Source organism: Pleionea sp. CnH1-48 (assembly GCF_024124665.1).
GTDB lineage: Bacteria > Pseudomonadota > Gammaproteobacteria > Enterobacterales > Kangiellaceae > JAMXSB01.
In genome coordinates, this window is record NZ_JAMXSB010000003.1 from 66,536 (window position 1) to 93,530 (window position 26,995).

Sequence of the window (26,995 nt, forward strand, 5' to 3'; positions counted from 1 at the left end):
CGAGTCATTAAGGATCTTCACAATGTTGATGACGAGTAATAAGAACGATATAAATAGCTTATAAAAACGAAACCATATAGAGAATGAACAATGAGATACCTTCACACCATGATCAGAACCTCCAAACCCGAAGAGTCGGTAGCTTTTTATACCGAAGCATTAGGGCTCAAACTGATCCGCAAGAGCGACTACCCCAATGGCCAATTCAGTCTTTATTTTATCGGCGAGTCAGAAACAGGGCCGATGATCGAGCTCACACATAACTGGGGTGATCGAGAATACTCCCAAGGCGATCAATTTGGTCATCTCGCCTACGCCGTCGATGACATCTATGGGACCTGTCAAAAGCTTATGGATATGGGGATCACGATCAATCGTCCGCCAAGAGATGGGCGCATGGCTTTCATCAAAGATCCCAATGGTGTCAGCATAGAACTGCTGCAAGCAGGAGAATGCTTACCAACTCAAGAGCCCTGGGCTTCGATGGAAAACACAGGAAGTTGGTAATACCCTTGTTTACCCTAAGCACAAAATCGAAACGATCACTTTGGGTAAACGCTAAAAATTACTTTTGAAATAGATAAATGCTTTCTCCATCCCCTATTTTTGCCATCTCTTGAATGGTGGCATCCGAGCTAGCACGACTAACTTCATCAACAGAAACAACATCCGATAATAACATCACTTTAAAAGGATACTTTTGCTCTTCTGGCGACAATTCTCGCAGCCAGTTTATCTGGTAAGTATTTTGATTAGAGTGAATCAATAAAGAACTCGGTAGCTGCGCTTGATCAAGCCAGCGGATCTCATAATTCACATCATTAACGCTTCCCTTCAGATGAGACTCGTTAGGACACACAGTAGAACTTTTGCTGAATTGCTTAACACTATCAACATCAACAAGGTGAAAGTATTTGTCCCATTGATGAGATTTATTAATCGCAGCCAAGTCTTTCGCTTGATAGCGAATGCCTCGATTATGTTCTGGAAAAAGCCGAATCAATTCCACTTTATTATTGAGATGACTGATCACCTCGATAACAGGTTCGTTTTTCCGCCATAGAATCACTCGATCAGCTGAGCGAATGTAGTTGAGCTCATAAACCTTAGAACCTACTGTTTCCTTATAAACAAAAGCGGCATTTTTCCCATCCACTACCACACACTCTTTGGCTTCCAATAACGTTGCCATACATATCAACCCATAAAGACTATTTCTAAACAATCTGCTTATTATTGTCATCACTGCACTACCACTCCATTAAGTTGCTTGATATCTAATCATTAAAACTGAACGCACTCCAATACTTTTACTACAAATAAACAACAGAAATATGACAATAACCACAAAGAATTTAATAATCTCCATCGCAACTTCCTGTTGCTCTAACAATCTCTAAAAAAGTGTCATCAAACTGCTTAATAATCGAAATAGAAATGCAATATTTTGAGATAGTAGCTACAATATAGAGACTCTGGAGCCAGTCTTAGTGCACTTCGTGCAAACAGAAAATTTCTCTTAAGGTAACTTTCTTACTCCATGAAAGATCATCAAGAACAGCGCCATCTGTATCTCACTCTCTTTACAGGTGTATTCCTGTTATCTGTCTGTAATGGCAGTCAAACAACACTCTTTGGTATTCGTGCCACCATGGAGGGGTTTTCGACCCTGGTTACGGGATTATTGATGTCCAGCTTTTTCGCTGGCTTTTTAATCGGGGCAATACGCGGCCCCATTATTATTCAGCGCGTCGGTCATGTAAGAACCTTTGGTGCTCTCACCGCACTGGCCTCGGCAGCTTTATTGTTACCTCCGTTGTTTGTCGATCCCTGGTTCTGGATGTTGCTGCGTTTTGTCTTTGGTTTCTGTGTATCAGGGATCTACGTTGTTAACGAAAGTTGGCTCAATGAAAAGTCCACGAACCAAAACCGAGGACAACTACTCGCCACCTACATGATGACCATTTTTATCGGTGTCGGTAGTGGGCAGTTTTTGCTGCAATTTACCGACCCCGGTAGTTTTGTTATCTTTAGCGTGCTCTCCGTACTGGTAAGTATCTCGGCGATTCCTTTGTTGGCAACCGCTGACAATGCACCAGAGTATAGAAAGCCAGACAAGGTACCCATTCGTTCATTGTATGAAACCTCTCAGGTGGGTGTTATTGGTGCGATATGCGCTCATGGCTCCATGGCGATGATATTTGGTATGGGCCCTGTGTTTGCCGCATCAATCGCTCTTACTCCGGCGCAAGTATCCTGGTTTATGGCAGCCTTTATTTTTGGCGGTTTCGTGTCTCAGTGGCCGATAGGCAAGCTCTCAGACTTAATGGATCGTCGCTGGATTTTGTTCTCTTGCTCATTGCTTGCAAGCCTTCTGGTTATCATAGTGCTACCGATGGTGAGAGACTCTCTGCTCATGCTGCTTTTCACCATCTTCCTGATCGGTGCCATGATACTGCCGCTCTACTCCATCTGTGTCGCCTATACTCACGACTCCTTAAAGCCAGAACAAAGAATCAGTGCAACGGGCACCTTAATTCTGGTAGCAGGCATAGGCTCAACCTCAGGCCCCTTTACTCTCTCGCTCATTATGAACCAGTGGCCTCGCGATGGCTTTTATTACGGGCTGTTCAGCCTTCTATTGTTCTTTGCCCTGTTCTGTCTGGTGCGCTTAATCGTCCGCCAGCGAACACGCCAATACACCAAAGAGCACCAACTGGTCGCCCCCACCTCCACAGGCCAGCTGGTCGAAGACCAAGAGAAAAAATAACCTTACAATTTCACCACCGGGTCATTCTTGTCAGCCCTGATCACAGCGTTTAGAATCGGAGCACGCACATAATAAGGATCAAAGAATGACCAGAATTACTCTCTCGTTGCTATCGGCCTTGGTGCTCACTGCCTGTCAGACCGATACCACTCAAACCGCTCAGAAGAGCACCTCAGAGAAGGTGCAAACACTCAGCATCCCTTACGAACAATACACACTGGATAATGGCCTGAATGTGATTCTCCATCAGGATAAGTCCGACCCTATTGTTGCTATCTCAACCATCGTACACGTGGGTTCGAATCGAGAAAAACCAGGGCGTACCGGATTTGCTCATTTCTTTGAGCACATGGCGTTTAACGACTCAGAAAACGTCCCTCAGGGTGCCAATCGCAAAATGATTGAAGAGCTGGGTGGCACGCGCAACGGCGGCACCTGGTCAGACGGTACAATTTATTACGAAGTGGTCCCTAAAGATGCTTTCGAGAAGTTGATGTGGATCGACTCTGACCGTCTGGGCTTTATGATCAATACGGTAACCGAAGGTGCTCTGGAACGAGAAAAGCAGGTAGTAAAAAATGAGAAGCGCCAACGCGTAGATAATCGTGCCTATGGTCATACTAACCACGTTATTCTCAAAAACCTCTATCCAGAATCGCACCCCTACAACTGGACAGTGATTGGCGATCTGGAAGATCTGCAAGCAGCGACTCTGGAAGATGTTAAAGAGTTTTATCATCAATACTATGGCCCAGCCAACGCCACACTCGTTATTGCAGGCGATATTGAAATGGATAAAACCAAAGCGCTTGTAGAGCAATGGTTTGGCGAAATTAAAGCTTCAAAACCGATTGCCGATCCTGAGCCGCAGGCTGTCACACTTGAAAAAACCAAGAAGCTTTACCATCTGGATACCTTTGCCAAAGCTCCAGAATTGCGTTTAACCTTTCCAACGGTTGAGCAGTATCACAAGGACGCCTACGCCCTTAGCGCACTGGCCGAGATTTTAAGTGATGGCAAAAAAGCACCGCTTTACCAAACCTTGGTTGCCGAACAAAAATTAGCTCCCGGTGTTGCCGCTTACCATAGTGCACAAGAAATTGCAGGCACCTTCACAATTCGTGTTCGCGCCCATGCAGGAAAAGATCTTGATGATGTTTTGACACATATCGAAAAGTCATTGAAAAACTTCGAGCAAAATGGCTTTAGTGACACAGCACTTGAGCGTATCAAAGCGCGTCAGGAAACGTCTTTTTATAACGGTATTTCCAGCATCTTAAATAAAGCCTTCCAACTGGGTAACTATGCCGAATATGCTGGCAGCCCCGACTTTATTTCTCAAGATATCGAAAACATCAAAAAGGTCACTCGTGCCGATGTGATGCGTGTGTATAATCGCTACATCAAAAACAAGCCTTACATAATGACCAGCTTTGTTCCTAAAAATGCACCCAAGCTGATTGTTGATGGTTCAGCCAAAGCCAATGTGAAAGAAGAAAAAATCGTACAAGGTGCTGAGAAAAACTTCGACTCCAACAAAGAAGCCCAGTACGTCAAAACGCCAACCAAACATGACCGTTCTGAGCCACCACTAGGCAAAGCCGCCGTTGTTCAAGTGCCAACCATTCATAAAACGGGCACCGAGAACGGTATGATGGTGTACAACATTGAACACAATGAATTGCCATTGGTTGAATTCAGCTTACGTGTTAACGGCGGCGGCTGGTTAGAAACCAAAGATAACCTGGGCTTATCCAGCGTGATGGCGCAGTTAATGAATGAAGGCACGCGCAGCAAAACCCCAGCCGAGCTGGAAGATGCCATTGGTCTTTTAGGCGCGAGTATTCAAATTTCTAGCGATCAAGGTGGTATTTTTGTAACCGGTAATACTCTGGCTCGTAACTACGACAAAACCATGGCGTTAGTTAAAGAAATGCTGTTGGAACCCCGTTGGGATGAAACCGAGTTTAAGCGCATCAAAGCCAGACAACTCAGCGGCATCCAACAAAGCGAAGCCCAACCCTTCCGCGTTGCCAGCCGTGCTTTTTATAAGCATTTATACGGAGACAAACATCGTGCAGGGTTGCCCGTTTCTGGAACTAAAGAAACCATCAGTGCACTCACTATTGACGACTTGAAAGCCTTTTATAAAAAGAGCCTTTCTCCTCGCAATGCCTACTTCCATGTTGTTGGCGATATCAAACAAGATGCCATTATTGCAGGCATTGAGCCTTTGATTAAAGACTGGCAAGGCGATAAGGTTGTGATTCCTTCTTTTGAACCACCAGCCCCCATCAACAAGCCTAAAGTCTTCTTTATTGATATTCCTGATGCCAAGCAGTCGGTTATCATTGCCGGTAAGCCTGCACTTAAAGGCGACAATAAAGACTTCTATAAATTTACGGTGGCACAGAATCGTTTAGGTTCAGGCAGTAGCGCACGACTATTCCAAACCTTAAGAATTGAAAAAGGTTATACCTATGGTGCCTACAGCAGCATTAACAAAAGCGGCTTTACTGCACCCTTCTTAGCTTATTCTCAAGTACGCTCTAACGTAACTTTAGAATCGCTACAAATCATCAAAGATTTGATTGCCAACTACGATGAGACTTTTGAAGCCAAAGACTTAGCCATTACCAAAAACATTTTGTCAAAAGCTAACTCGCGCCGTTTTGAAACTCTGGGTAACTTAATCAATATGTTGGATGATGTGAGTCAATTTGATTTGCCAGCTAACTATGTTGAACAACAGCAACAACAACTTAAGGCTTTAACATTAGAAGAAGCACGAGCCTTATATACAAAGTATGCCGAAGAGCAGCAAATGATCTATGTTGTGGTGGGCGATGCTAAAACACAGCTCGATCGTGTTAAGCAGTTTGGCTATGGTGATCCCATCTTATTAGACCGCAAAGGCAATAAGATATAATGTAAAAAAGTCCCCCTCAAAAAATTCTCGTCGCCGAGATTGAGGGGGATAATAATTGTCGTCATAGGGTATAAAACTCTAGAACACAAATAGAACGCCCTCGCTTACGTTTTATTCCAATATTTATTAAATATTTTTTCAACCTTTTACATCATAAAAAAAGCCCCTTCGATCGACACCGTAGCGGTGATATCAAAGAGGCCTAATGTCGTTTATCTAGGGGTATTGGATGAACGACATATAAATAACGTTCATCATTTATTTTTATTCCCAACAAAACCAATAAAAATTAACCTTAATATAAAAGCAATTTAGAAGGATGTTTGATTCCAGTCGGGGACCGATTCCAAAATAAACTCCTGATTCGTTTTACCCGCAGAGCCGCATCCCCAAAGTTGCCATTGTGTGCCGTTTTGCGTTGACCAACCGGGAACATCAATACAGTAGCTATAGTTTTTCGAACGGCTCTTAAACATACCGTTTAAGGTAATTGCCCATTTTTCTGAATCACCACCATCGCAATCCCAAAGGTGCATTTTTTTGCCATTACCTGCACTGCCCGATGAAAAGTCGACGCAATATTTATTATGATGTTTAGGCCGCAACTGACCTTCTGCCGTATAAACAAAACGCTGATTATCACCACCATGACATCCCCACTGATGAATTTTGGTTCCATTAGAACTACCAGAACCAGAAACATCCATGCACTTGCTGGGAGCGTGAGTGGGCTTTAACTTAAAGTATACGGGCAAACTACGACGCTTACCCACCAAAGGCACTTCACTCACCCAACTGGGCGTATGGAATGGACTGGCAATGTCCCAACCGTGGGCCTGCACACCGTGCCCTATTGCCAGCCAGGTCGCGGCGAAATCTGTATTATTAAAATCGCCAGCTCGATCCCACAGGTGCATAATCTGTTTGTATTCTGCAGCTCGATTCGCCGCAAGCTGATAATGATCTCCAGCTTTTACATTACCGCAAAAAAACTTTCTTGAGTTAGTAGAAGAAATAGAATCAATGGTCGAAGAAAACTCCTCGGGATCATCGGCATCCATATCAGGGCATAAGAATGTTGCCTGATTCGAGCCACGAACGGCTAAAGAAGATTCCATACGGTCATTCACATCAAACAGTTTTCCGCCCGTTAAAGCCACAATCACTTTGCCACGCAGTGATTGCACCAATGGCCAGCCAATAGCCTTTAGACGCTCTCGATAATTGCCACTGTAGGCCGAGCCTAAGCGAGCGGTTAAATCGCTATAGCGATACATCTTGTTGCCCAGGTAGCTACTGATAAAAGAATCTAAGGCAGCAATTTCGTTCGGGTTCCAGTAGTCGGCAAAAATATTACTGCCCGACTTCATATCGACCAGAATTAACAAAGGCGGCTCATTAGGATTATCGTTCAGCCATTGGCGAATATCATCAAAACAGTGCCCTAATCGATCATTGCCCGAATAACTACAGTTGGCACCCGAGGGGCTGTAGTCATGGCTAATATAAGGCCCTTTGCTATTGCTTTGCCAGCTGCCTGAATCGATAACATCCAGCTCCATCGAGCGATATCCATTATCCAGCCAATCTCTCAAGGAATGATGATGCTCGTAAGTATTATGGGGCTGTATGTAATAGAGCTGATCAAAGCGAAAGTGATCTTGCACCCCTTGCGCCTGATAGGGAGGGTAATGATTTTGTGTCATGCCACTGACCGCCATCAAACCCAGAGCCAGACTGCCAAAAAGTCGAACTGCCTTATGTTTTAATCGATTGTTAAACGCCACTTTATATCTCCAAGAATAAAGATTACCGAATGAAATTACCTCAAAATTGCTTAAGAAGTATCTAGGAAGAGCTATCTATACCCAAAGTATTTCAAGGCGACGGGCATACCCAAAGCATTTCAAAGTTCAGGTAGGCGGCCAGCAAGTGAATCCCCTGAGCTTAGACACACTAAGTGATTGGGGTGAGTGCGCGCAGCCAACACCGCTGCACCTTGAAATGCAACGGGTATAACAGAGTTCTATTAAAGTTTCTTAAACATCCTTGTAAAAAAGCTAAAGGCTTAACACTATCGATGGATTCATCTCAATAAAGAGAGAGCTCCAGAAACCTATAGCCCGTCGTTCATGAGCGACACTTTAAGCCCGTGTTTCTCTGCGTAAAGTGAGCAATTGCATAATCCCCAGCTCTGCCACCACTAAAGCAATCACCAGTGCAGTAACAATTCCAAAAGTCGTCGTCACGCCAAAGCCTCCAACCACTAACACCAGCGTCGCTAATACCCAGAGAAAGTCTCCTGCCGAAAAATAGAAAATCCAATGACGCGAAGGTTTGGACTGATAGGCAGCCCATAGCAAATGCCCACCGTTCAGAAGTAACACGATTCCTGTTGCCCAAATTAATAAGCTGGGCAACGGTTGCGACTCACTTAAAAACACGGCAATGCTGGACGGCATCACTGCGAACAAACTACCAAACATAAGACAACTGGCCGCATTCAACTTAAGTACCTGTTTTAGCGTGATCATCACTCACTCCTCATGTAAACTAGATTGACATAAGTATGGTTCGAGGAAGACTTCATGTCAACAAGGTTGACACAAAAAGGCACACCGATGGTAGACAGCCTGTCGTTGCAGCTGGTGTTTAGCGCTTCGAAGCTACAAGAGCAGATTTCTGATTATCTGGCTAACTCATTGAAAAGCAAGGGCTACGAATCCGCATCCCCTACGGTTCTTAACTTTCTCAGCGCACTCGACTGTGGCGTTAATTACGGTTCAGAGATTGCTCGCAATCTGGGTGTCTCGCGGCAAATGGTTGCCAAAACCGTTAAAGAGCTTTGTCGTGTGGGCTATTTAGAACAAGTGGCAGGCGTGGGTAAACAAAAGCAAATCTTGTTTACTCAGTTAGGTGAGAATTTAATATCCGATGCGCGACAGTTGCTTGCGGATCTGGATAAAAAATTTATGACGGAAGTGAACGATAAGAAGCTTCAGGAAACCCTCGATTCACTGAACCAACTTAATACCTTGTTGCTCGATTCGGACAAACAATAGAAAGTAGAACCATGTCGACTCTTAAGAAATCCCCCCATCATCGAATCAATGTGATCGGCACCAGCGCCAGCGGCAAGTCGACCTTTAGCCAAGCCTTGGCAAAGCAGCTCGATATTCCCTATATCGAAATGGATGCTTTGTTTTGGAAACCAAACTGGCAACACCCAACAGATGAAGAGTTTTTTGCAAAACTGCAACAAGCCATCAGTGCAAACACCTGGGTGCTTGATGGCAACTACAGCCGCACTATGGCCTTTAAGTGGCAACAAGTGAATATGGTGATCTGGATCGACTATGGTTTCTTTCGAACGCTTTATCAAGCTATCTCTCGAACACTGAATCGCTGCTGGACTAAAAAGGAACTCTGGCCAGAAACCGGCAACAAAGAGTCTTTTAGAAAAGCATTTTTTAACCGCGACTCGATTCTTTGGTGGATGCTAAAAAATTATTATCCAAATAAAAAGAAAATAAAAAAGTGGATGGAGTCTGATGATTACTCACACATTCAGTTTGTGCGTCTTAGTTCTCCCGCAGAAGCCAGAGCATTTTTGGAAAGTGCCATCATTGAGAATGGATAAGTTAGAGTTTTACATAAAGCTTTATTAAAGATCTTCCTTCCACTCAACTTTTACATCCGGTATTTCTAGTTCCATATTCACAGGCTCAATAACAAGCGGCTTGATTTCTAACGCAGGATGTTCGCCGCTTTCTAATAGCCTACGTTCTTCTTCCATTGCCCGACTGATGTCTTTTACATCTTGCAGTACTCCCTTATCAAAACTTAGCTGGTACGCTGTCTTGTACCCATACGCGCAATGAGCCCCAATAGCAAACTCAAAGCAATCCACACTGTCTTGACCAATAAACAACTCGCCAGTAAAGTCGAGTGGATAATTCATATTATTAAATGCCCAGGGCCCAATGGCATCGACTCTCGACTCTTCTGGCTCTATGCCTGCAAAAGGTTTCGGCATGCGAGGTTGGATTCCATCGGAATCATTAATGATTAAAGTTTGTAAGTAGAGTTGTTCTTTATCCGAAGAGGTTTCGACTTTGTATTCTACCCAATAGCCAGCACCACAAGCGGTACTCGCAGGCATAGGATCATAGCCATGTTTTGTTGGTGAAAATAATGAACCACCGTCAGTCCCGCAAATAAAAAAGGAACGATCCTTCCAGATAACCACATCGGATGCTTGTTGAGTCATATTAAAACGAACCTCATATCATTGCTATCAAGCTAGCTTAGGTAAATAACAACAAAAAGCCAAGCACTAAACACTTGGCTTTCGTTAGCTAACCTATTATTTATTGCAGCAGCTCCAGTGCTCGCTCGATAGCCGCATCAGTACCCGCATCACGATCACTTTTTAAGAAAACATCCATAGCAATATCTGGCTGAAATCCTGATGCTTCGTAACTAACACCGTCTCTATCGCGATACACTTCGTTCGATAAAGAAAAGTGCCAACCATTCGGCAACTGTCGAACGAGCCGATTAGAAAAAATGCCTGCCGTTTTTTCTCCAATCACTGTTATAGGCAGTGACAGCAAACTCAGCAATTGAACTTCGGCGGCACTGGCTGTTACCGAACTGGTTAATACCACAATGGAGCCTGTCCAGGGTTGTGCAGCAGGGCTCAAGGCAATCACTTGCTCTGGTGTAAAGCCTGTACCATCTCGTGCTGAAACAGAAAAAACGGGCGTATCTTGTGAAATCATTCGACGCGCTACTCTCAGTGCCGACTCGGCCATACCACCACCGTTCAAACGCAGATCCAGCACCAGGCTCTGGGTATCGGACAAATCAGCAAACACCTGATCCAATGCCGATTCCAGTGCGGCCATCTGGCTGTCAAAATCCGTCGACTCGGTAAAGTTCTGCATTTGTGCCAGTGCCAAATATCCGGTGTGGTCATTCAGTTTGCCCCAAATTACCTGACCATTCGCCGCCTGTTTTACATCTCCTCCTAGATAGACCGCCAATATCTGCAAGATACGCTGCTGTTGTATGGCAATGTATTCATCCAATGTGCTTACCTCTGACTGCGCCGCAAACTCCTGCGCAATTCGCGCCAATAAAGCAGGCACTTCTCCTGCACGATACTCCAAATATTCATCCGTAAGAGAGACATGGTCCTCTTTGAACCTAGACAGCATAGATACCATGATCTCTTTCAATTCTGCACTGGTAGTGGATGCAGATACCTGAGGTCTGAATTCTGCATAAGCAGCCGCCCAGTTAACATTACGTTGCTCAAAAAAAGCATATTGTTCGTTGAAGGTATGCCACAACACTTCAAAGTTATATTCTGGGTCCGATGGCGCAGGTGTTTCACCCAGACATTGAGCGGGTAAAGCAGACACCTTATTCAAGTAGAACTCTGTGTAATTCCCATGATATTGCAGCTTCATCTGTGTCTGTGAGGTATTCACTTCAAATTGGTCCAGGCTCAGCTCTAAGCCTTCCAGTGTTCCTTGTTGTGATGGCAAACAGCTGACCTCGCTCACTTGATAGTAACGATAATTCTCTTCAGTGATTTCTAACACCTGACCATACCCCTGCTGCAACCAGACACCCTGAAATTGTTTAAAAGGCGATTCGGGCTCTACAGGGTTCGAACTTTTGCAAGCCGTCAGACACAGCAAGGATGCAGCCAAAGTGAAAAGCGATAGCGTGTTAATAGTCATCATGTATTCCTCATCAAGGTTAAGTTGAACAGCGATGCAGGTCGCCGCGTGATGAGAAAAGTATGCTGAGAGAGTCGGTATGGAGACAGCGAATCCATTGCCCAATACCGGAATTGGGCAACGAAACCTTCTTGGGAGCCTTAATTGGGCACTATTTGGCTAAAAATCAGCCCAACTTTTGCTCTCGATAGGCTTTGGGCGTCATATTCTCGTACTGCTTGAATAACCGATTGAAAGTGGATGAGGATTTAAACCCACAGTCGTAGGCAATGCCTTCCAGCTTATCAAATCGCTTATCAGGATTTTCCAGGCACCGCTTCACGGCCTCGATGCGATATTCATTCACAAAGGCATAAAAGGTTTTATCGAAGCGGCTGTTAAGAATATGAGAGACTTTTTTGGCATTCAGCTGCAAATGCTCAGCGAGTTGTTTGAGTGATAATTCAGAGTTGAGATAGAGTTTATCCTCTTCCATGGCTAATGTGAGTTGCTCACCTACCCTGTCCACTACATCTGGCTCTATGGATATCGATGATTTCTTTTTCGTTGTCTGTAGCTCAAACGTCAGCACCTCTGGTTTGAGCATGCTGTAATATCCCATCCAATAGACCAACACCGCCATCGCCAACCAGAACCCTTGAAAAACATATTCAGGGTAATGAACATTCAGAATACGAAGATCGGCGCCAAATACCAGCACCCAGATTAAGAACAATCCAATAAAGGCCAGCAACAGTTTTTTGATCCAACGCATGCCAACCCCTTCTACTGAAGAAAAATTCAACTCCAGCTCGTGGTCGAGTCGGCGCAATCGTAGTACCGCCAGAATAAAGTACACCAGAGTTTGAATCACCACCAGAACCACCAGCAAACTGAAGACCCCGATCAACCACGGGTATCGCTCGGCTTCTGGCCAGTCAGTCACCCCCAACAAAGCGCTAGATAACAAGACTCCCAGATACACAGCCGCCAATATAAAGTGTTTGCCATAATTTGGCTTAACCGTCGCTGTCACCGAAATCGCGGCCACGACATAAAGGTAGATAAGAGGACCGTACAAAGCAGGCATGCCCAGAGATACCACTCGAACGATATCGAAGTTCGCCAGATATCCATGGGCTTCCAGAATATTCCGTAAAATATTAATCGAAAAGGCTAATACAAAAAGCCCTAAAAACAGGTTAGCGGCTTTTCGATGGCGAGGAGAAAACAGCAGTACCGAGCTGAGGAAGATGCCCTGAATCCCACCTAGTAAAATAATCGATTCGAGTAAACTAAAGCCCATAATTATTCTTGTTTATTGGGTTTGAGCTCTCAGCATGGCGTAACCACAATAGGCTTGTCAAATGAAGCTCTCTTAGCATTCTGTTTTAGAATGTATGCATTGATACAGCTTGATAATTTTTTGCTTTTCTTCTTCTGTCAGCGAATCATGGTTACGTCGTTGATAGGCTTCCTTAATCCAGTGACGAGCCAATGCTCTATTTTCAGTCCCTGTAATATCGGTGGTATAAACCGATGCTAATGTGAACTGGGCCAACACATGATTTTGCTGGGCGGCTTTTTCTAACCATAAGACCCCCGTCTTAAAATCAGGTATACCTTGTGCCTTATAGCCTTGAAAGTAGATGACTCCCAATAAGAATTGATCTCGAGGATTTGGCTCTTGTGCGGCTTTGTCGATGACTCCATACATCTCTTCAACCATTCGATGCATTTTACTCACGATACTGACCGGAAAAGCATGACTATGCACTTCATAACAGGATGTCGCTCGTGTTAAGCCTTGCTTAAATCGACGATAAAACTCCGATGGCTGGTTATTTTGTAAAGCACGATGCGCTAGCCAGTAACTGGACTCCATACACTCGTTGTCAGCGGCCTTGTAATGATAGCTCAAGGCTTTCTTTTCGTTTGAAGACCGATAGGTGTAATAAAATGCCAGTGCTGACTGGGCTTTTCTATGCTCTTCACTAGCGGCTTGAATCAACCACTTTTCTATTTTAGAAAAATCGCGCTTGCCAGAGAATTCTTTCAGGGCTTTTTGATAAGCACTTTCAGCGCCATTAGCAAATGCGGATTGAGCCAATACCAATCCAAGCAGTGCAAACCCTAACACAATGAGCCTCGTACTTCTTAAGCAAGTATTACTTTCTATCATTCCAACTCGTATTCATTGATCACTCTAAAACAGTAATATACCACTCTATGCCCATGAGATAGAACAAAATGCGAGCCACGGATATTTATATATCGGGTAGCGCTATTCAGCGGTTTCAAACCGATATCCCACATCCCGTATCGACTTTATGTATTTTGGCCGTGCAGGATTGGGCTCAATTTTTTTCCTCAAGGTGGTGACGCACCGATCAACGCTGCGCGTTGTGGTCATTACACAGCTCTTCCATACCGCATTCAAAATAGTCTCACGCGCTAATGCTTGCCCTTCTCGTTGCAAGAATAACAATAAAACACCAAACTCTTTGGGAGTTAATGGAATTTCATCATCACCTCTCAGTAACTTTCTGGAATCAATGCTCAGTGCATAATCATCAAACTGATAGGTCGTCACCTGCTTTCTTTTTCTTAAAAACGCATTCGCCCTTGCTAACAGTTCCATAATACTAAAGGGTTTTGTGACGTAATCATCAGCCCCCAGATTCAACCCTCTTACAATGTCCTTTTCTTGACCTTTTGAAGTCAACATGATGATGGGCATGTCGCGTTCACATTCTCGAATACCTTCGCACACCTGATATCCATTCATTTTAGGCAACATAATATCCAGTATTACCAGATCGATATCTTCACTAACCACCATATTCAAACCGGTCTCTCCATCCATGGCTGTTTTAACGTCGAACCCACGTTTAGAGAAGCTGTCTTTTAGCCCTCGAATCAGGGCCGAATCATCCTCGATGATTAATACTGTCTTTGTCACTAAGAATTCTCCTCACAAACTGGCAGCCGAATAGTAAAGGTGCTGCCAACACCCAGTTCGCTTTCGACGGTAATGTCACCTTGATGGTGCTCAACAATGTACTTGGTAATATTCAGACCAATACCACAACCATCAATGTTTTGCGCCAGACTTTGATCGACGCGATAAAAGCCATCATAAATCTTTTTGCAATCATTACGTGACAATCCAATGCCTTGATCGACGATATCAATATAAAGCGCTTGCTCTACTACTCTCGTTGTTACGGTAATATGTTTTCGTTCAACGGAATATTTGTAAGCGTTCTCCAATAGATTACTGATGGCCACCACCATTAAATCGATGTCCACTTCTATATCCGGCAAGGTTTCTGGCAAAGGCGTTTCAAAAATAAATTGCTCGGCCTTCAGCTTTTCATAAAAAGGCGCTAGCGCGGCTTCTATAACATCGAGAGCACACACCTGCTCGCGCTGAAACACCTGCTTGCCACGTTCCATCCTGGAAAAAGTCAGGAAGTTTTCGATCAAACGCGTTAACCGTCGATTTTCCTGGTCGATGAGCAACAGATACTCTTGAGTCCGTGGCGATAAATCCTCTTCATCATTTAATAAAATCTCAACAAACAGGCGCATGGAAGACAGTGGCGTTTTGAGTTCATGAGTCACCGTCGCCATAAGATCATTCTTTAAAGTGTGCAACTTCTCGCGAGTGAATATGTACCGCACAACAAAGCTGTACACAATCACCATGGAGACCACCAGCAGCACACCAATCCACAGATAGGCGGCCACCTTGGCTTCAGAGGTTTCACTGCTCATCAGCTTAGAGTCCAAATAAAGATTCAAACGCCATCCAGGCATAAAGTCACCGATAGCAACAGACTCGGCCACGGGCTGTCCCTCATGATGATAAGCCTGCGCAGGCAATGGAGGTTGCAACTTAATCGAGTAACCTCGCCCCGCATAAAGGCTGTCTAACTCTTGCTGTAAGAATTCAGTCGTTATTAATATACCGAGACCAGTGCCACCTAGCTTCCATAACCAAAGATTTTCAATGGCCGTTCCACTCAGTACTCCCTGTTCCATAGAAGTCGCTTTAGTTTTCAAATAGTCATGGGCCAGCTGCTCTGCGCGATAAGTGGGCATGTGTTGTTGCAAAGATTCCAGTTGGTTCATGATAAACCAACGCTGTTTAGCATCCAGCGCTTTGGCACTGTAGTGATTAACCAACTCTACCAGGCGACCTTCAACAACTTTAAGTTGTGCAGATGAATCTGACATTTCAGCTAATAAATCCCGCGCCTGCAATAATGCATGAGCAAGCACCAATCGTCCCTGAAGGTTACGTACTTCAGAAAATTGAGACTGAGTATAAAGCTCTTCCAGTGTCGAGAGCGCTCGTTTCGGTTGCTCTAATTTGATCAAACAACGCGCAGCGGCTTGGTAGGCTAATGCTCTAACCAAGGGTTGATGATGATTGTGAGCAAGATACTGATACTCTTTGAGAGCTGCTGAAAAATTGCGTTGTCTAAACTCAAGAGCCCTTGCATTTGACCATTGATCAGGAAAAGCAATAGAAGCAGAAAAGTCTCCTCCAGTAACAGGATAGCCTGCTTTTGTTCCCTTTGGTTCGATTAGAATGCTGCTTGCGATTTTTCTTTCTATAACCTGTTGAAAAAGTGCCTGACTGGCTAGTGAGCGTTGCGACAATTGTTCCAGCTGATTTATCTTTTGACGCCAATGCTCTTCCCATCGCTGATGAGCCGACATAAGTTGCTCGCGATACACCTCCACTACTTTTTGACGAGCGGCGAAACGTTCGTTTTGCATCGCCTCTACCATAAACCATAAAATAAAAGCGGTGGGCACAAAAACCCCAAGAACCAGTGCAAACGCAATGGTTCTTGGGAATCTTCCATAATATATCCGATTAAACATCATTAATCGTTCTCGTCCTTACAGTATTTCGAAGCTGTTCATGATGTCTTGAAGCTGAGCATTCACACGCTCGTACTTCGCTTTATCAGTGATGATACTGAAATAGAACAGCTGGTCATTGTTGGCAAAGAAAACTCGTGCCATGACTTTCTCTTTACTCTTTTGAGTAAAGTCGGCAACAAAGCTATGTGTCGATAATCCTCCAATGGTTCTCTCTGCTACATCAGAGCGCAACGAGAAGTTATCCAGTCGACTCTTAAGTCGGTTCACCTGATAGTCACGCTTGTTACCAGGAACACGTAAATTCGCCGAAGTGTCGTCTTTTTCTGGCGTAATCACCGTCAAGTAGATGGGTGTATCCATGTTAGAATCGAAAGCTCCCAGCAACAACTCAACGGAATCATCTTTAAAGGTTAAGTCCAGGGCTTTTCTGGCTGCTTGAGTGGAAAACTTAAAGTTTAACTTATCGAACCGGTGCTCAACTTTACTCGCCGTTTTGCTAGGCGCAATTTTTTGCAGTTGAATAGAGGTTCCGTTGCTTTGTTCTTTCAGGTAATAGCGTTTGCCGCTGTTTTCTACCCAGTGCAGACTTTCCTGAACGGTTCTGCCGTTGTGAGATAAGACGAGCTTTATTTTGAAGCAGTCAAACTCTTGCCCTGCGGTTTTAATGACTTCTTGTCCAACCACAGAAATGTTAGCGTCGTAGACACCATTCGACATGTTTTCGTACAGCGAAATGCTGGTGCTGTAATCATTGTTCAACGGCAAGCGTCTTAATAGATAAGGCAAGAGTTTCATATCAAACGCAGGGTTCTTTAAATCCAGCTTGGTTTCTGAATCCTCACCATCTCGGTTATAACGCGTCTTCACACTGTTGGAGTCGAATGATGAAGCGCTCGTACCAAATTGTGGGCTTTTTGATGCGCTGCTGATTGAAAACAGGTTGTCCAGGTTTGCAGACGACTGAGTGTAAAGCTGATTACCACCAGCAATATAATTTTCCATAGTCCAGATAGGTCGGCTGCTGCCATCTGTTTTCTTTACAGTCGAAACCATGGAACCCATTTGCTTTCCGGAAGGTATCCGAATTGAGTAGTGCAATTCTTCACCATCTTCCCAGGGCGTGGGCAATAGCGCAATGTCTTCGGCGTTGACTTCTAGCATTAAGGTTTTGGCTTTGCTCACCAGACTCGCTTGTGCCGGGTATTGATTGATCAATCGAGTCAGTGCGTTAATGGACTTTTGCTTATCACCTAATAAATGGTAACAAACCGCCTGTCGATACAATGCTTGAGCAATATCCTGTTTGCTTGCATCGGCCTGACCGATAACCTTTTCATACAACTTAATGGCTGCTTTCAGCTCTCCTTTGCTCTCTTCGATATAAACCGCTCGCTCCATCAGCTCTGATGATGACTCGGCTAGCGCGGGGCTAGGAGTAGAAGTCATCGCTAACATCATGGAAAGCATACCTTGACATGCCATGTTTTTAACTAAATTCATTGTTTCATCCTCTTTGATTAACTTTTACGTCTAAGCGATGGTTAAATTAGCAATTCCATGACACCACTTTGTTACCAAATCGGACTAAATTTAATAAATGCGTGATTTATTTGCAAGAAGGGGACAAACCACATACCGATTTATCCCCATTAGGATAGAAAAAGCTAGTCTGTCGGCGTTAACCAAGAAACCACTTTAGCCCTCATTCATGAGAAACAGAAACATCCGACCCGAAAGAAGAATACTACCTTGTATTTATCTTCTCTTTATTATCGATTGACCTGGGCCTTTCTTTCAATTTTTTTAACAAGATGCTACGAACTTCTGGAGGGTAGTTCTCTTCACTAAATATTTTGGAAAGCAATATTGAGCCATTAGATAACTTAACTCCTTCGAAAGAGTAGTAACCAACTTTATTTTTTATGATCGAATAAGGGATATTTTTTATCTTCACGGGAATAGAATCTGTCGTAGCGAAATATAAAGCTTCTTCATCATAGGTTATGTACCCCCTTAGCATCTCTTTAGAAGACAAGCTTGCTAGCTTTTCAACTGCTTCAATTAAATGTTCATCGCCTTTACGAATTATTTGGTCGGGCGAACAAGAACTAATATTAACTGACTCTCCCGTCTTGGAGTAAAGTAAATATCGCCCCTTTTTTACCACCGAATGACATAGGCAGCATACCGCATGATCTACAGTTTCTATATAAGAGGGGCCATGGTAAATACCTTTCAATGTTTTAACGACCTTAAAATGTCCTCGCCTAAGCCCTTCTTTAGAAGCGCTTCTAATATTACTTTCCTCAGCCCCACCTTTTTCCAATACTTCAATCATGTAAACATCGACAAGGATAATAGCGTCATTTGCAGCCACAGCTTCTTCTTGAGTATAACGCATGCATGAGCAAGCCAGCGCAAATGATGAATAGGCCACAATCAGAATCAGTATCCAGTTCTTTATTTTCAGCATCGATAATGCCTCCTTTTAATCTGTTCTGGTTACTGTTAACGATGTAAAGGTTGAGTTGGGTATTTTTAATGTAAATTATTTTGGTAGCTTATTAAGTTTTTTAGACGTCAATGCTAGTAGTAATTAGGGGTCTGTAAGCGTTTTTTTTAAATATCTAATATAGACAACTCTGAAATTCGACCGTTTTTAATATCCTTAATGCCACCAATAATATGCGAAACAGTGTTCTGACACTCCATTTCTTTGCGTATCAAATGTTGTAAATACTCATTCGGTGAGGAAAAAGGTTTGGTATTCCCAACTTGAGAATTCACGAAGTTTGTAAGCTCATCAGAAAGCGACAACTTCAAATTGCTTGACATAATAGATACCTCCATACTAGAAGAAAGAAATTAAATAGTGCTCTTAGTCTTGTAAACTGTCAATATTCAGCAATACCTTATAGTTAGCTTCAAAGCAAACACTACCTAAATCCAACAACGAGACAACTTAAAATCTAGTCGCTGTTGTTCCAAGTAAGTATGCCTTTTATCTCGCCAAAGCCGCTGTAGCAACTAAACTCAGTTTCTTTGGCAATGACATGTACCCATGCTTCCATAGACTCGCTTATCTTTTCTCGATCAACCGAGATTCCTTCTGTTTCTGGAAATCTAGCAAGTAAGTTATCTATCTCGGTTGCCTTTGCCTCGGGCAGTCCAGTATCAAAGCCGTCAAATAACATGCACAATTGAGTTTCCAGATGTTCAGGATCAGTCAGTAGCCTATCGTTGTTAATCGGAATCAAATAGCCTTCAATGATAGGTTGAGAGCACGTACATCCATTGGCCTGATTAGTGTAATGAATCCCACTAGGTCCAGGTATAATTAGCGCTGCGCCACTTAATTCCCATAGTAGTACTTTTTTCATAATAGGTTCTTACCGGTTAAAGGTATTCATTAATGGCTATTGCGAAAAATGTCCGCGATTGGGACCATCAGAGAATTTGAAGTACCACTGAGTTTGGCAGCTTTTGCATTGGTAGGTGATTTCCAACCCATTTTCATTGATTTGGGTTAAGTTGCCTTTGTTAATGTTTTGTTTGATCACCTGTTCGATGTTCTGCGAGATGGCTTCGGTGGCTATCCAGTTGTTAGTGAGTGGCTTGAGGTTATTGCAGGTGGTGCAATTAGTTTTGTTGAATGATGTGTTCTTTTTTTGCTTTCCCATTGAGTATTAATCCTTGTTAGTCTCTTGCTCTACGTTAATACTTTCATTACCTTGTTGAGCGATATGCAGTTCCATATCTTTAGCAATTAAACGATAAATAGGCTTAAATTTGGCATCGTTTTCAGCAGATGAAAAATTGAGGAGAACATCACTGCTTTCAGATAAGTTGGTAGGTAAAGAGAGCTCTATATCAACAACCTTCATAAACTGTTCATAAGTCATTCCAATTTTAGGCGCTTCAGTTCGTATAATCTCCTCTAAATTTTGCCGATGTCCTTGAATGGCGGAAATAACCAAGCTTGGAGTTTTTTCGCTCAAGCTCGATAAAGATACAACCTCTTCATGTTCATAAGTCTGCTCGATATTGCATTTTGATAGCAAAAATAATGTTAGGACGATAAGCCCCAGGATATTTCCTATCTTATGACGCTTTGTTTTTCCTAAAATACTGAATCCAGACATGATACCTCCAAGCCTTTTAAACTTAATAAGACAATAATTTCCAATAACTATATGCAGATATTTTGGATATTAAACCAACAGTCTAACGCTTCGAAACATCAATATTATTCCTTTCCAGTAAGCTTTCTAAAGCCCCAAGATCTATTGCCACCCCATTTTTATTAGGAACAAATAGGCATTCATCCTTATTATGGTAAACAAATATACCACTCTCAACAAAAATAGACCTCTCTATCAAGTTCCACTTCCATCTCGCTTCAGAACTTTCAGTAACCAACTCCATCCCGTCATCATCAAAGCTTACACTGACGGCGTCATTATTAAATGGCGATAACCTCAATTTTCTCTGACAGTACCAATAGTCAAGCTTCGGAGACATAACAAGCAACACCATAAGTAGCACCATAAAAGCTGCGGCGAATAAAACGGACTTGTCGTAATTGATACTAATGAAAACAAATATTGCCAAAAGAGCCAGCAAACCGATAAAAGAGACAATCTTTAATAAGATGCGAAGACCTCTGGCTTTATGCATCTTTCTGTAAGCATCCAGTGTAGCTTGGATGTATTCTGTATCGAAGTTGAACTTCACGCAAATCATACTGCTACCAGTTACCAATTTTAACCATATTCAAATAATCTAAGCTTCTTGCTACTAAGGTTAAGCACCTGTTCTCAGAGCTAATATATCTTAAATAAGTAATATGCCCTGTTCTTTTGTTCGTACCCTTGATCTCTAAAAACCTTAACTCATTGGATATAAACTCCCTTGTTAGCTCAAACTTGGGTGGCTTAATCTCAGAACCTTCTATGCAGGGCTTATGGCTAGTTCTGATTGAAATTAAATATTCGCCAGTTGGTGGCTCACAGTGGATGTTATATTCAGCATCTTCGCTTTCAGCATAATTCATGCAGTATTTTGGGAGCTCATAGTTACCCCCGAAAACCTCTATAAATGATATAGGTTTCTCTGCCATAGCCATAAATGGTAACAAACAAAACACCTTTAACACTCTCATAACTTTCATACCTAATTTATAATGATTAAGCCCATGTCCTAGATTTTACTAATTCACTTACTCAATTGATATAATGCCCTACTTCGATAACTTCCCCGGAGCATCCAATTGTTTCAGAGCAGTTTTCTAAGCTAAGATTAAGATCATAACCTTCTGTTTTTAATAACTTTTTACCATAGTCCTTATGGTCGTTTTCGCTCTACTTTGCCTATCATTCATGCTAATATCAAAGCTACTTATTTAAGTAGTTATTTTATTGCTATTTAAATAAGTATTAGGTGCGGATTGAAGAGTTGCAGCTCTCCAACCCGCTGTTCGAATAACCTGTATACGAGGTTACTCAAACATGAAGAATGATAGTCAAGTTACACCCGTTGAGGCAATAGCCAAATTTCGCTCCAATCATCCTATCAACGATTTATTGATTGGCGACACGTTAGAAGAAAACCTGTTTAAACTTCAACAGCTACTCGCCGTTATCCAGCAAGGCTTTACCCCGCCTTTTACAGATATCCCTATGAAAGAAGCGACCATGGCAGGTTTGGATTTGTTATTGGAGTATGCGCAGCAATTGCTGGAGTTAGAAATTCAGCGGATTGAGGTTGAGTAAAACTCTTAAGAGAATCAACCCAGTTTAATCAGTACTGGGTTGATCGAAACTAAATATTAATTTGCCCCAACAAAATCCAAGCCAACTCTTGACTTAGCAAAACCCAAGCGAGCTAAAAGATTCAATGCATATTCGTATCTGAGCTCTGCTACTACTTTTGCGTTTATACTCTTAATCTGGACCTGCTTACTCTCAGTGCAACCATAGTGCAATATAACTTCTTTACTTTCTTCATCAAATATTCCAGCATTAGCAACCCAGTACTCTCTTGCATTAGGGTTAGCCTTTCCATCTATACCAACAGTAAAACTAAAGCAAGAAATATCTTCCTTTTCAGGGAGCTTTACGAAGATCAAGTTGTTATTTTTAGAGTAACTTAATACTTGTTCTTCAATATTATTTAAGCTGGGATCAAGTTGACTAGGATCAACTTTCAGAGTTTCAGCCATGCGAGCTTTTGTTGAGATCCAAGCAGATTTCGCATCATACAACCTAACCAAGGTTACGGGGAGAAAACTTCCAGCTTCTTTTTGCCCAGGCACTAAGTCGCAAGCGGGAGACAAACAGAGCCAAAAATTGCTATTTTCTTGAATAATATGACCAGTATTTAAATGATATGACTCTACACTCTTCGAGCAGCTAAAACAGTTTTCATGGTAAGCCTGTTGGTTAGAGTTTTCGATGATGTGCTCCTCTACAAATAACTGTAAAACTTCGTGAGTAGAGCCTTTCTTTCTTAGTTCATGGGCTAGCTTCAAAGCGAATTTACTAACGTTATTTTTTGTCTCGTTAGCAAGCTCTTCCCATAACTTCGAAGTAACATTCCAGGTAGCAGATTGTAAGGCTCGGTCGTCCTCTATTTCCAGCAACTTTCTTAACCACGCCGCTTGCAAGTATTTTTTATTAATAATGTTTTGAGCTGCAGAAATCCCCATACTTTCCACTTCATGTCTCAACTTAGCTAACACCAGCTTGTTGGGATGAGGATTCCAACAGCTCAAAGCACCAAGCAATCTATCAGGTATCTCCTTAATTGAAGTTTTCTGCTTTCCAACTACAGTTAGAAAAAGGTTATCTGTCTTTAAGAAATTATAATCACCAGAAACTTTCCAATCAAAATGCCCATAATCATTCTCACCAAAACTGTCGCTATGTTTAGAAAATTTCCTAGTACATAACCATTTTATCAGGAGTGGAAAAGAAAACTTAACATTTTCTGGCTTAGAATTATAAAGTGTTTTCAATTCAGATAAATACTTCGAGTTTGAGCTTCCATCAAGCAACTCACTTTTCTCGTCTTTACATAACTGAAGTAATTGAATAGTAGAAATTGAGTTAATGAGCTTCTCCTCTAAACCGTCCATATCTGCAGCATCTTCCCAATTATTCAAGTATTCATCTACTTTATTACTCAATCGCTCTGGGAAAGCACCTATGTTAGGTTCTTTTTGCATCTTGAAAACAATATCTTGAAAAACAGTATTTATATTTCCTTCATAGCCTTTTGTGTGTACGACAACTAGATTAAAATGACTGCTATTAGCTAGCTTTTCTATCAGATTGAGAGTTATATCACACGAACCATCATCCTCACCATCAAGGTGGTAATCTAAAATCAACAAGTCACTATGATACAGCTTTCCTGCAATATCTTCGCTATCGTGGCTCAATTCACTCCCATCATATACATCCAGAAGCCAATTAAATTCTTTCTTACGAGCTTGTGTTATGACATTTCTAAGTCTATCAATATCATTCTTATTATAGTTACTTAGTTGTCCATCTATAAGAGTTTCCAGTGTTGGATACTCATCATCAATTACCGTAACGGTTCTAATTGGATCAATATATGCACTTCTTAAAAATGGCGTATAATCAATATTCCTTTCACTTGTCACTACAAATCCCCTCAAATAAAATCACAAAGTTTGCCCCGTTTAATATTTTATTATTCTTATCTTCTTCATAATAAATGCTATGACCGCCAGCTTGAAGATTCATTCGGCAAAGATACAGACCAACGCCTCGTCCTCCTCGTTGCTTTCTGGTGAAAAATATAGTAAATAAGTTCTGAATATCTTCAGGGTGAACTCCAGGTCCATTATCACCAACTATTACTTTTTCATTAATATAATCAAGCTTGATAAGGCGTTCTCTTTCTTCTGTATGCTTAACCCAATATCTAGAGTTATTTACTAAATTTATAAATACAGGATATATTCTTGAGGGTAAGTCAAATAAGTGAAGACTACGAAATGACTCAGAACAAGATAGCTCAATACCGTTACTTTTTAGTCTATCACTGAAATAATCTACTACGTAATTAAATATATCTTCCCCAGTAATATCAACTTTTACTTTCTCACCAGATAACTTGAGCGTAGAAAGAAAGCGCCATGAGTTACTTAATGATTGATGAGCTAATATCACAGTGTTTAGATACTTCTTTTGTTGCGGTTCTAAGTTTGTACCACTTAGATTTTTCAACCCTGATTCTATGGTAACATCCAACCCTTCAATTTCATGGCCAATTATTTCAACAGTAATTCCTAACTGAGCAAGACTGTGAAGTCGTTCAACTTCTTTCTTAAGGGCACGATTTTCGTTTGATGAATAAATGGCGACTCCTTCTAGGTCGATATTATCCCCAATGCTTTTTAGTGCAGAAACGTATGGTCTAAATTGCTGAACAACTCTTAAGTAATGCTTCTCGTATTCATCATTTATTTTTCTAGTTACCTTAGAAAGCTTCATTCTTCCTGCAGCAAGATCATCAAGATAGTCCGAAAGCTCTCGATGAAAGCTCTTGTTAGCAATCGACACTTCCTCATCAAACCTACTTAATTCACGGTTCAACAACTTTCTTCCTTCCGCAGCATACTTCTTAATCACTCCATGAAGAATCCCTGCTTTGCTCCTAAATTCACTTTCAGCAATATCGATGTCTTCTTTAACGATTAAACTTTCTAATGCTAAGTCTAGAGTTTCTTTGATATCTTTAGAGCACGAAAGAGCTTGCAGCTCTAGCTTTCTATAATCTCTATATGCACTTTCGACATTGCCTAATGAGCTAGGGATAGGAGATAACGACAGCTCTTTCAGCTGACCAGAAAGAAAAGTTACCTTATGTCTTAATTCAACAATTTCATTTTGACTTTCTAAACTCAGCCTTGATTTCAAGCTAGACTCTAACTCGACTAACTCATCAAGCAATACTGATAGCTTAGGACTATTCTCCTTAATCGAGCTTCGTATTCGCCTTTGCTCTTTCCTTAAAAGCTTCCGTCTATTTTCATTTGCTTTTTCTTCTTCTCTCTTTCTTTGAATTGTATCTAGATTATCTTTTCTGATCTCAGAATTTCTTCCAATAAAACGATCAGCTACCTCGATCAGTATGTTCTCCACTATCTCTTTTAATAACTTTGAAGCTCTATTATCTATTAAACCTTCACGGCCAGCTTTATCCTTCAAGTTAGGATTACTTTCTTTATTTATGCATATCCCGCCAAACATTCCTCTATTAGAAAAGACATATCTACCTGCATTTAGCGTTCTTCGCTTTTCAATTTCAAAGAAGTCATTATTTTCTCTACCATAAGGCATAACACGCAAATTATCTCTATGAACCATAAAGCCAGAAAGCTCTTTCACTTGCTCTCCAAACTTAGCAAACAACTCATCCGAGAGGCTTGTCCTCCCTTTCTCTCTCTCAAAAGTTCCAACTCTAATACTAAAAGGTCCAAACCTAGAGTCTTTCCTGGTTTTATAACGAACTTTTGGTCTAATTGTAATATTATTAAACCACTTTCCAAAAGACTTAACCTTTCCATAAAAAAGTCCTTCTTCATTAACACTGCCTTCAATTGCATGCTCCAACTGATCAAAGTCAGAAATACTAAAACTCTTAGCATTATCAATTATCTTTCGTTGCATACTTCCATTATAAGCTACAACAGAATAATTAAAATCAGCCACACAACTTTCATTTTCTCGGGTAAGTGGATTTACAAAACTAGATAAGGTTTGGTTAAAACTTTCTTTAGCTCTCTTTTCAGGACCATCTAACTCTGAAGCTGAGTCTGATGACAATTGTGCTTTAAGGTCATCATTCAAGTTACCAATGATCATAGCTGTCCCACAATTGGACTTCCCACTCCAAACTGACCATGATTCTATATGGCGCTCAGAAAAGGCTTCCTCTATAACAGTATTTTCGATTAGTTCTTTAGTTGAAGACTCTTTTCCAGACTCTAACTCTTGTTGATGAAACAACTCCCACGCATCCTCTACCCTTTTGTCTCGATCAGTCTTTTCTGCCCCTCCCCATATATTTCCCATTAACATATCAAACATACTAGGCATTAACTCTAGTAGCTCAGCTCTTGTCTCAAACTCATTAATAGGAAGTTGAACATCTCCAAGCATTAAATGAGGATTTTCGAACAGTCGCCAGTCGAGTAGACATGCAGAGAATTTTTCTTTCTTCTTTTTTGATACTAGTAGGAGCAAAGAGCCTAATGCAGCACAAGAAAGCCGTCCAATTCCCTTCTGTCCTTGTTTAACCCTTTTAGTCTCTATTCCATTCATGTCTTCTATAGAAACTTCTTGAGATACGGCCTTTGACTCTGTCCCAACTACAAGCCATTTAGACTCTATATCAAAAACATTCATACCGTGGCCGTCATCAACCAATGTAGCTACAGGTGACACTCCATCAAATATATTAAGGGATACATTCCTAGCATAAGCATCATAAGCATTTTTCCATAACTCAGAAATTGCTGTCGGGCAATCTGCTATTTGCTCTCGACCAAGATGGTCAATGGTTCTAGCTCTTGTCTGAAAACTAACTGCTGTAATCATATTCTTTTCTTTTAGCTTTTAGTTGGGA

The 26,995-nt window shown here is 41.8% G+C and carries 25 protein-coding genes; 6 read left to right on the forward strand and 19 right to left on the reverse strand.

Translation table 11 applies throughout. From position 1 onward, the window contains the following. Positions 1–90 precede the first annotated feature (90 nt). Positions 91–507 (forward strand): VOC family protein, encoded by a 417-nt coding sequence (locus NH399_RS05450; RefSeq protein ID WP_253037689.1) that lies wholly within the window; start codon positions 91–93, stop codon positions 505–507. A gap of 58 nt (positions 508–565) precedes the next feature. Here NH399_RS05450 and NH399_RS05455 read toward each other — a convergent pair whose 3' ends face one another. Continuing rightward, positions 566–1,192 (reverse strand): hypothetical protein, encoded by a 627-nt coding sequence (locus tag NH399_RS05455; protein ID WP_253037690.1) that lies wholly within the window; start codon positions 1,190–1,192, stop codon positions 566–568. A 348-nt stretch (positions 1,193–1,540) separates the two neighbouring features. On the opposite strand from NH399_RS05455, the gene NH399_RS05460 reads away from it, so the two are divergent. Together NH399_RS05460 and NH399_RS05465 are read left to right on the forward strand one after the other, a co-directional pair. Then, entirely contained in the window at positions 1,541–2,770 is a 1,230-nt protein-coding gene (locus NH399_RS05460) for an MFS transporter (protein ID WP_253037691.1), read from the forward strand. 85 nt (positions 2,771–2,855) lie between these two features. Then, positions 2,856–5,699, forward strand: a complete 2,844-nt coding sequence (locus NH399_RS05465) for a pitrilysin family protein (RefSeq protein WP_253037692.1) — start codon at positions 2,856–2,858, stop codon at positions 5,697–5,699. A 311-nt stretch (positions 5,700–6,010) separates the two neighbouring features. On the opposite strand, the gene NH399_RS05470 is transcribed toward NH399_RS05465, so the two are convergent. Together NH399_RS05470 and NH399_RS05475 are read right to left on the reverse strand one after the other, a co-directional pair. Beyond that, entirely contained in the window at positions 6,011–7,486 is a 1,476-nt protein-coding gene (locus tag NH399_RS05470; RefSeq protein ID WP_253037693.1) for a Ca2+-dependent phosphoinositide-specific phospholipase C, read from the reverse strand. Positions 7,487–7,843: 357 nt separating this feature from the next. After that, positions 7,844–8,233 (reverse strand): hypothetical protein, encoded by a 390-nt coding sequence (locus tag NH399_RS05475; protein ID WP_253037694.1) that lies wholly within the window; start codon positions 8,231–8,233, stop codon positions 7,844–7,846. 54 nt (positions 8,234–8,287) lie between these two features. Between NH399_RS05475 and NH399_RS05480 the strand changes: the two genes are divergently transcribed. Together NH399_RS05480 and NH399_RS05485 are read left to right on the forward strand one after the other, a co-directional pair. Beyond that, entirely contained in the window at positions 8,288–8,761 is a 474-nt protein-coding gene (locus NH399_RS05480; protein ID WP_253037695.1) for a MarR family transcriptional regulator, read from the forward strand. An 11-nt stretch (positions 8,762–8,772) separates the two neighbouring features. Beyond that, positions 8,773–9,339 (forward strand): adenylate kinase, encoded by a 567-nt coding sequence (locus NH399_RS05485; RefSeq protein WP_253037696.1) that lies wholly within the window; start codon positions 8,773–8,775, stop codon positions 9,337–9,339. A gap of 24 nt (positions 9,340–9,363) precedes the next feature. Here the strand turns inward: NH399_RS05485 and NH399_RS05490 are convergent, their stop codons facing one another. The 14 genes from NH399_RS05490 to NH399_RS05555 all read right to left on the reverse strand — a co-directional run bounded on the left by NH399_RS05490 (position 9,364) and on the right by NH399_RS05555 (position 21,470). Beyond that, the gene (locus NH399_RS05490) at positions 9,364–9,969 is read right to left on the reverse strand and encodes a hypothetical protein (RefSeq protein ID WP_253037697.1); all 606 of its coding nucleotides are present in this window, start codon (positions 9,967–9,969) and stop codon (positions 9,364–9,366) included. Between the two features lie 100 nt (positions 9,970–10,069). Then, complete coding sequence (locus NH399_RS05495) at positions 10,070–11,455, reverse strand: S41 family peptidase (RefSeq protein ID WP_253037698.1); 1,386 nt, start codon at positions 11,453–11,455, stop codon at positions 10,070–10,072. Between the two features lie 163 nt (positions 11,456–11,618). Further along, positions 11,619–12,737, reverse strand: a complete 1,119-nt coding sequence (locus NH399_RS05500; protein ID WP_253037699.1) for an AraC family transcriptional regulator — start codon at positions 12,735–12,737, stop codon at positions 11,619–11,621. Between the two features lie 72 nt (positions 12,738–12,809). Further along, positions 12,810–13,571 (reverse strand): tetratricopeptide repeat protein, encoded by a 762-nt coding sequence (locus NH399_RS05505; protein ID WP_253037700.1) that lies wholly within the window; start codon positions 13,569–13,571, stop codon positions 12,810–12,812. A gap of 144 nt (positions 13,572–13,715) precedes the next feature. After that, the gene (locus tag NH399_RS25830; protein WP_253037701.1) at positions 13,716–14,393 is read right to left on the reverse strand and encodes a response regulator; all 678 of its coding nucleotides are present in this window, start codon (positions 14,391–14,393) and stop codon (positions 13,716–13,718) included. Next, positions 14,393–16,333, reverse strand: coding sequence for a HAMP domain-containing sensor histidine kinase (locus tag NH399_RS05515; protein ID WP_253037702.1), 1,941 nt, complete (start codon positions 16,331–16,333; stop codon positions 14,393–14,395). Before NH399_RS05515 ends, NH399_RS25830 begins: the two co-directional genes overlap by 1 nt. 15 nt (positions 16,334–16,348) lie before the next feature. Further along, positions 16,349–17,833 carry a tol-pal system YbgF family protein gene (locus tag NH399_RS05520; RefSeq protein WP_253037703.1) on the reverse strand — a complete coding sequence of 495 codons (1,485 nt, stop codon included), beginning with the start codon at positions 17,831–17,833 and terminating at the stop codon, positions 16,349–16,351. A 244-nt stretch (positions 17,834–18,077) separates the two neighbouring features. Next, on the reverse strand, positions 18,078–18,806 hold the full coding sequence (locus NH399_RS05525) for a hypothetical protein (RefSeq protein WP_253037704.1): 729 nt from the start codon (positions 18,804–18,806) through the stop codon (positions 18,078–18,080). Positions 18,807–18,952: 146 nt separating this feature from the next. Beyond that, positions 18,953–19,168, reverse strand: a complete 216-nt coding sequence (locus tag NH399_RS05530) for a hypothetical protein (RefSeq protein WP_253037705.1) — start codon at positions 19,166–19,168, stop codon at positions 18,953–18,955. A 134-nt stretch (positions 19,169–19,302) separates the two neighbouring features. Then, positions 19,303–19,713 carry a DUF6210 family protein gene (locus tag NH399_RS05535; protein ID WP_253037706.1) on the reverse strand — a complete coding sequence of 137 codons (411 nt, stop codon included), beginning with the start codon at positions 19,711–19,713 and terminating at the stop codon, positions 19,303–19,305. Between the two features lie 36 nt (positions 19,714–19,749). Continuing rightward, positions 19,750–20,013 (reverse strand): hypothetical protein, encoded by a 264-nt coding sequence (locus NH399_RS05540; RefSeq protein ID WP_253037707.1) that lies wholly within the window; start codon positions 20,011–20,013, stop codon positions 19,750–19,752. Positions 20,014–20,019: 6 nt separating this feature from the next. After that, positions 20,020–20,475: a hypothetical protein gene (locus NH399_RS05545; RefSeq protein ID WP_253037708.1), complete on the reverse strand. Its 456-nt coding sequence runs from the start codon at positions 20,473–20,475 to the stop codon at positions 20,020–20,022. An 82-nt stretch (positions 20,476–20,557) separates the two neighbouring features. Further along, a complete protein-coding gene (locus NH399_RS05550) occupies positions 20,558–21,076 on the reverse strand; it encodes a YcxB family protein (RefSeq protein WP_253037709.1) in 519 nt (172 codons plus the stop codon). Between the two features lie 4 nt (positions 21,077–21,080). Next, entirely contained in the window at positions 21,081–21,470 is a 390-nt protein-coding gene (locus NH399_RS05555; RefSeq protein ID WP_253037710.1) for a hypothetical protein, read from the reverse strand. Positions 21,471–21,840: 370 nt separating this feature from the next. Here NH399_RS05555 and NH399_RS05560 point away from each other — a divergent pair, with 370 nt between their 5' ends. After that, on the forward strand, positions 21,841–22,104 hold the full coding sequence (locus NH399_RS05560) for a hypothetical protein (protein WP_253037711.1): 264 nt from the start codon (positions 21,841–21,843) through the stop codon (positions 22,102–22,104). 56 nt (positions 22,105–22,160) lie between these two features. Here the strand turns inward: NH399_RS05560 and NH399_RS05565 are convergent, their stop codons facing one another. Together NH399_RS05565 and NH399_RS05570 are read right to left on the reverse strand one after the other, a co-directional pair. Further along, entirely contained in the window at positions 22,161–24,002 is a 1,842-nt protein-coding gene (locus NH399_RS05565) for a response regulator receiver domain (RefSeq protein WP_253037712.1), read from the reverse strand. Beyond that, entirely contained in the window at positions 23,992–26,967 is a 2,976-nt protein-coding gene (locus NH399_RS05570) for an ATP-binding protein (protein WP_253037713.1), read from the reverse strand. Before NH399_RS05570 ends, NH399_RS05565 begins: the two co-directional genes overlap by 11 nt. Positions 26,968–26,995: the final 28 nt, after the last annotated feature.